Source organism: Georgenia sp. 311, from assembly GCF_006151955.1.
GTDB classification, from domain to species: Bacteria; Actinomycetota; Actinomycetes; order Actinomycetales; family Actinomycetaceae; genus Oceanitalea; species Oceanitalea wutianyii.
The window spans coordinates 1-6,201 of the sequence record NZ_VDFS01000017.1 but is presented as its reverse complement, the minus strand read 5'-3'; the positions used below and the strand labels follow the sequence as shown (position 1 = coordinate 6,201).

Annotated in this window: 6 protein-coding genes; 4 read left to right on the top strand and 2 right to left on the bottom strand. The window is 73.9% G+C overall.

Annotated elements, in window-relative coordinates:
- Positions 1-64: 64 nt before the first annotated feature.
- A complete protein-coding gene (locus FHE66_RS02160) occupies positions 65-910 on the bottom strand; it encodes a hypothetical protein (protein WP_139071354.1) in 846 nt (281 codons plus the stop codon).
- Between the two features lie 292 nt (positions 911-1,202).
- Here FHE66_RS02160 and FHE66_RS02155 point away from each other — a divergent pair, with 292 nt between their 5' ends.
- The 3 genes from FHE66_RS02155 (at position 1,203) to FHE66_RS02145 (ending at position 3,345) form a co-directional block, all read left to right on the top strand.
- Complete coding sequence (locus FHE66_RS02155; protein ID WP_139071353.1) at positions 1,203-1,817, top strand: dihydrofolate reductase family protein; 615 nt, start codon at positions 1,203-1,205, stop codon at positions 1,815-1,817.
- Positions 1,818-1,926: 109 nt separating this feature from the next.
- Complete coding sequence (locus FHE66_RS02150; RefSeq protein ID WP_139071352.1) at positions 1,927-2,502, top strand: DinB family protein; 576 nt, start codon at positions 1,927-1,929, stop codon at positions 2,500-2,502.
- Positions 2,503-2,556: 54 nt separating this feature from the next.
- Positions 2,557-3,345 (top strand): LLM class flavin-dependent oxidoreductase, encoded by a 789-nt coding sequence (locus tag FHE66_RS02145; RefSeq protein ID WP_139071351.1) that lies wholly within the window; start codon positions 2,557-2,559, stop codon positions 3,343-3,345.
- Between the two features lie 33 nt (positions 3,346-3,378).
- Here the strand turns inward: FHE66_RS02145 and FHE66_RS02140 are convergent, their stop codons facing one another.
- A complete protein-coding gene (locus FHE66_RS02140) occupies positions 3,379-4,470 on the bottom strand; it encodes a methyltransferase (RefSeq protein WP_139071350.1) in 1,092 nt (363 codons plus the stop codon).
- Positions 4,471-4,602: 132 nt separating this feature from the next.
- On the opposite strand from FHE66_RS02140, the gene gltX reads away from it, so the two are divergent.
- On the top strand, positions 4,603-6,129 hold the full coding sequence (gltX, locus tag FHE66_RS02135) for a glutamate--tRNA ligase (RefSeq protein WP_139071349.1): 1,527 nt from the start codon (positions 4,603-4,605) through the stop codon (positions 6,127-6,129).
- Positions 6,130-6,201 lie beyond the last annotated feature (72 nt).

Sequence of the window (6,201 nt, the reverse complement as noted above, 5' to 3'; positions counted from 1 at the left end):
AGCGAGCCGCGCGGCCGACAGCCGCGCGGCTCGCTCCCTGTCTCTTGCCAGGGAGAGGGCTGCCCTACCGGGCGCCGGCCAGGGTGAAGGTGATCTGCGGGGCGTCGTCGCGCTCGCCGGCGGGGGCGTAGGCCACCGTGTGCGACCCGGCCCCGGTGATCTCGACCGGGCCCTCGTAGGTGACCCACTCGCCGCCGTCGAGGGAGTACTCGACCGCCTCGACGCCGTCGGCAGCGGGCTCGAGCACGAGGGTGACCGGCCCGTCGTAGGCCGCGAAGTCCGCGCACGCGATCGGCAGACCGGGGAACTCGGAGTCGTGGATCATCATCGACAGCGGCGTCTCCCGCGGGACCCAGTCGGCCCCGCCCGAGCCGATCGCACTGCCGGTCCGGCTCGGCTCGAGGGAGCCGGCCGGGTCGGAGCTGGAGGACAGCCAGATCTCGTTCGGCGGCTCCGGCGGCCCGGCGTGGTCGTGCATGTAGTGCCCGCCGAAGTCGGTGCACGACCCGTCGTGCAGGTGGGCGGCGTGCGGCTGCCCGGACATCAGACCCGTGACGTTGGTCGAGATCTGGGTGCCGTACTCGTCCTTGACGAGCGTGACGGTCCCCTCGACGACGAGCGTGTTCGTCGCGCTGCCCATGCCCTCGCCGAGGGGACCGTAGGAGCCGGTCGAGGTGCCGAGCACCGAGGCGCTCACCGGGCCGGCAGCGACCGCCTCGTGGCTGTCGCCGCCGTGCGCGTCGTGGGCGCCGTGGTCCTCGGCGTCGGTGGTCTGCGTCGTCGGCGCCGGGGTCGGGGTCGCCTCCCCGGCCTGGGCCGGGGCGGTCACCGGCTCGGCCGCGTCCGAGCACGCGGCCAGCACGAGACCGAGGCTGAGGACGGCGACCGCCGTCCGGTGGTGTGAGCGCATCGTCGCCTCCACTCCTGGGCGGCACCCGTTGCCGCCCGGGGAAGTGTAAGGGCACTGCGGACCTGCCCCGCCCGCCCCGACGGCGGCCGAGACGCGCGGCCCGGGACGCGCCGCGCACCGGTCACGTACGGAGACGCCCCCACCGCTCCGGGTGGGGGGGAGAGCGGTGGGGGCGAGCGCCGTGGTTCGCCGCAAAATTAGGGCGGCGCCGCCGAGCCGCGTCGGGACGTTGGTCCCTGTCGGGGATCGTGTGGTCCGATCAGTTCCGGCGGCGGGCCAGGTCTGCCACGGCATGACTCGGATCGTCGCCGACATCTCCGTCTCCCTCGACGGCTACGTCACCGGCCCCGACCCCGGCCCCCGGAACGGCCTCGGTACCGGCGGGGAGTCGCTCCACGAGTGGGCGTTCTCCGACCATCCCGTCGACCGACGAGTCCTGCGCGAGGGGACCGCCCGATCGGGCGCCGTCGTCCTCGGCCGCCGGCTCTTCGATGTCGTCGACGGCCCCGGCGGCTGGGACGACGAGACGGGGTACGGGGCCGGCGAGGTCGGCACCCCGCCCTTCGTCGTGGTCACCAGCGCACCGCCGACGGCGGTCCGGCTCGCCCACCTGGAGTGGACCTTCGTCACCACCGGCCTTCCCGACGCCGTCGCCGCGGCTCGGCGGCGCGCCGAGGCGCAGTCGGGGGAGCGGGGGGAGGACCTCGACGTCGTCCTCATGGGAGGCGGAGCAACCATCGGCTCGGCGCTCGCGGCGGGGCTCGTCGAGGTGCTGTCGGTGCACCTCGCGCCCGTCGTCCTCGGCGCGGGTACGCCGCTGTTCACCGGCGGCTTCTCCGGGACGCTGGTGCAGCGCAGCGTGACCGCGACGTCGACTGCCACGCACCTCGTGTACGACGTCGGCTGACGGTGGATGCACGTCCGGCTGTTACAGGTCGTCGCGGGGCCGGCGTCCCCTACGGTCGGAGCACCAGGGGCGACCAGCCCAGCGGCACCTACCGTCCGGGGGGATACCGATGAGCGACGCCAAGCAGATGCTCCACCGTTACCTGCAGAGCTCGCGAGAGGCGGTGCTGTGGAAGCTCGAGGGCCTGAGCGAGCGGGACCTGCGCTGGCCGCACACCCGCACCGGCACCAACCTCCTCGGTCTCGTCAAGCACCTCGCGGGCGTGGAGCTCGGCTACTTCGGTGACACCTTCGGGCGGCCCGCGCCGATCGAGCTCGTGTGGCTGGCCGACGACGCCCCGCCCAACGTCGACATGTGGGCCACGGAGGACGAGTCGGCGGAGTACGTCGTCGGTCTGTACCGCCAGGCGTGGGCGCACTCGGACGCGACGATCGAGGCGCTCGGCCTCGAGGACGTCGGCCGCGTGCCCTGGTGGCGCGACGGGGAGGTCACCCTCCACCACGTCCTCGTCCACGTCATCGCCGAGACAGCCCGGCACGCGGGCCACGCCGACATCGTCCGCGAGCTCATCGACGGCGCCGCGGGGCTGCGCGCTGGTGCCACGAACCTCCCGGCCAAGGGCGCGGGCTGGTGGGACGAGTACGTCGCCAACCTGCGCACCGTCGCCGAGTCCTTCGAGCGCTGACCCCGACGCCGCCGCCGGCCGCCGGTGCGGCGGCGGCCCGGGTAGGGTCCGGCCATGAGGTACGCCGTGAGCATCCCGCCGTTCACCGACGCGCGCACCGTCCTCGACCTGGGCCGTGAGGCCGAGCAGGCGGGGTGGGACGGGATCTTCCTCTGGGACCACGTCCAGTGGTCGCCCGGGATGCCCGTGCACGACCCGTGGGTGCTCCTCGGCGCGCTCGCCCAGCTCACCGAGCGGGCCCTGCTCGGCACGCTGGTGACGCCGGTGACCCGCCGTCGCCCGACGACGCTCGCCAAGCAGGTGACGACGCTGGACCACCTGAGCGACGGCCGGGCCGTGCTCGGCGTCGGCCTCGGCGAGCCGCGCGACCTCGACTTCGCCGACCTCGGCGACGAGGCCGACCCCCGCGTGCGCGGTGCCATGCTCGACGAGTCGCTCGACGTCCTCGACCGGCTCTGGCGCGGCCCCACCGACCACACCGGTGACCACTACACCGTCAGGGCCGACTTCCGGCCCCGGCCGGTGCAGCAGCCCAGGCCGCGGATCTGGGTGGCCGGCGTCGTGCCCAACCGCAAGCCGCTGGGCCGCGCCCGCCGGTGGGACGGGGTCGTGCCCATCGGCACCCACGGTGACCTCGGCCCCGACGCGCTCGCCGACTACCTCGCGCTCGTCCCCGCAGAGGAGCAGCGCGAGGACTGGGACGTCGTCGCCCACTGGGCCAAGGGGGTCCCGGCGCAGGAGTACGCCGACGCCGGCGCCACGTGGCTGGTGATCTCGGCGTGGCCCACCGAGCAGGGCTGGGTGGAGGGCCTGCGCCAGGGCATCCGGCACGCGCTCGACTGACCCCGGATCACGGGGCGGGCCGGGCAGGGGCGTTCACGGCAGCCGTCCGGGCACGGCCTCGACGAGCGAGACGGCCGAGACGGTCGGCACGACCCGCGTCGTCCGGAACCCCGTGTCGGCGAGAAGGGCGCGCCACTGCTCCTCGGTGCGCTCGCGGCCGCCGACGAACACGAGCATGTCGAGGTCGAGCGCCTTGGCGAAGTGCGGGGTGTTCCCCGGCGGGACGACGCCCTCGATGACGAGGAGGGTGGCGCGCTCGAGCATGTGGCGGCGCACGGTGGACAGGACCGCGGCGGCCTGGTCGTCGTCGTAGTCGTGGAGCACCCGGCGCAGGACGTACAGGTCGCCGTCGTCCGGCACGGTGTCGAAGTACGAGCCGGCCTCGAAGCGGCACCGGTCGAGCACCCCGGCCTCCCCGAGCAGACGCCGGGCGCCGTCGGCGAGCGGGGCGCGGTCGAACAGCACCCCCTCGGCGGAGGGGGCCGCGGCGAGCATGCGGACGAGCAGGCCGCCGTGCCCACCCCCGACGTCGACGACCCGGGAGAACCGGGTGAAGTCGTAGACGGCGGCGATGGCGGGCCAGTCGAGCTCGGAGAGGCGGGCCATCGCGGCGTTGAAGACCGCGTCGAACTCCGGGTCGTGGTCGAGGTGGTCCCACATCGTGCGCCCGACGGCGCGCTCGACACCGGGCGTGCCCGTCCGGACGCTCTCGGCGAGCTCGCCCCACACGCGCTGGTAGGTCGGGTCGCCGAGCATGAGGACGACGTCGCGCATGGAGCCGGGGACGTCGGAGCGCAGCCGCTCGGCCAGGGGCGTGAGGGCGAAGCGCCCGTCGGGCTCCTCGCGGAAGACGCCCCACGTCGTGCATGCGCGCAGCAGCCGGTGGGTGGCGTCGGCGTCCAGACCGAGCCGTGCCGCGACGTCGTCGGGGGCGCGCGGGCCACCGGCGAGCGCGTCTGGGAGGCCGAGGCGCGCCGCGGCGTAGACCGCCTGCGTCGCGATGAAGGCCGAGCCGAGCTCGAGGATTCCGACCTCCGGCGGCACCATGCGGGCAGCCGCCCGCTGGACCGCCGTGCGGACGGCGGACGCGGCCCTGGCGATGGGGACGGGAGGCAGCCGGTTCATGGTGAGCCCCAGATGGTCGGCGTTGCTCAGAAGTCTCCTCCGCCGTCGGGCACTGTCAAGGGAGTTCGTGGCCGAGGTGACATCGGGGCCCGCCGTCGTCGTCCGCCGCGACCTCGATAGGCTGGGGGCACCATGACCGAGACCTCCGCTCCCAAGACCGCCGACGACGGCGCCCGCTCCGGCGCCGTCCGCGTCCGCTTCTGCCCCTCGCCGACGGGGACCCCGCACGTCGGGCTCATCCGCACCGCCCTGTTCAACTGGGCCTACGCGCGCCACACCGGTGGCACGTTCGTCTTCCGCATCGAGGACACCGACGCCGCGCGCGACTCCGAGGAGAGCTACCACCAGCTGCTCGACGCGATGCGCTGGCTCGGGCTGGACTGGGACGAGGGCGTCGAGGTCGGCGGGCCGCACGAGCCCTACCGGCAGTCGCAGCGGATGGACCTGTACGCCGACGTCGCCGAGCGGCTGCTCGAGGCGGGCCACGCCTACGAGTCCTTCTCCACCCCGGAGGAGATCGAGGCGCGCCACCGCGCCGCCGGCCGTGACCCCAAGCTCGGCTACGACGGGTACGACCGCACGCTCACCGAGGAGCAGAAGGCCGCCTACCGCGCCGAGGGCCGCGAGCCCGTGCTGCGCATCCGGATGCCCGACGAGGACGTCACCTTCACCGACGTCGTCCGCGGGGAGATCACCTTCAAGGCCGGCTCGGTGCCGGACTTCGTCATCGTCCGGGCCAACGGCCAGCCGCTGTACACGCTGGTCAACCCGGTGGACGACGCGCTGATGAACATCACCCACGTGCTGCGCGGTGAGGACCTGCTGTCCTCCACCCCGCGCCAGGTGGTGCTCTACCGCGCCCTGCTGGACATCGGCGTCGCCTCGGTGATGCCGAAGTTCGGCCACCTGCCCTACGTCATGGGGGAGGGGAACAAGAAGCTGTCCAAGCGCGACCCGGAGTCCAACCTCTTCCTCCACCGCGAGCGCGGCTTCACCCCCGAGGGGCTGCTCAACTACCTCGCGCTGCTCGGCTGGGCGATCTCCCCGGACAACGACATCTTCTCCCGCGAGGAGATGGTCGCCGCGTTCGACGTCGCCGACGTCAACCCCAACCCGGCGCGCTTCGACCTCAAGAAGGCCGAGGCGATCAACGCGACGCACCTGCGCCTCCTCACGCCCGAGGACTTCCGCGCGCGGCTGGTGCCCTACCTCCACGCCGCCGGCGCCGTGCCCGCGGACTCCTTCGCCGACCTCTCCCCGGAGCACCAGGAGCTGCTCACCGTGGCCGCGCCGCTGGTCCAGGAGCGCATGACCCTCCTGGGCGAGGCACCCGGCATGCTCGGGTTCCTGTTCGTGGACGACGACGCGGTGCAGGTCGAGGAGGACGCCCGCGGGGCGCTGCGGCCCGAGGCTGCCGACGTGCTCGACCGGTCGATCGAGGTGCTCTCCGGGCTCGCGGACTTCTCCCCGGAGTCCCAGCAGGAGGCGCTGCGTGCCGTGCTCGTGGACGAGATGGGCATCAAGCCGCGCTTCGCGTTCGCCCCGCTGCGGGTGGCCGTCACCGGCCGGCGGGTCTCCCCGCCGCTGTTCGAGTCGATGGAGATCCTCGGCAAGGACGCGACGCTCACCCGCCTGCGCAGGCTCCGCGCCGAGCTGTAGGCGCCCCCGATCCCCCCTTCCCGCCGAGAGCTGGATCGTGCACGGTGCACGATCCAGCTCTCGGCGCAGGGA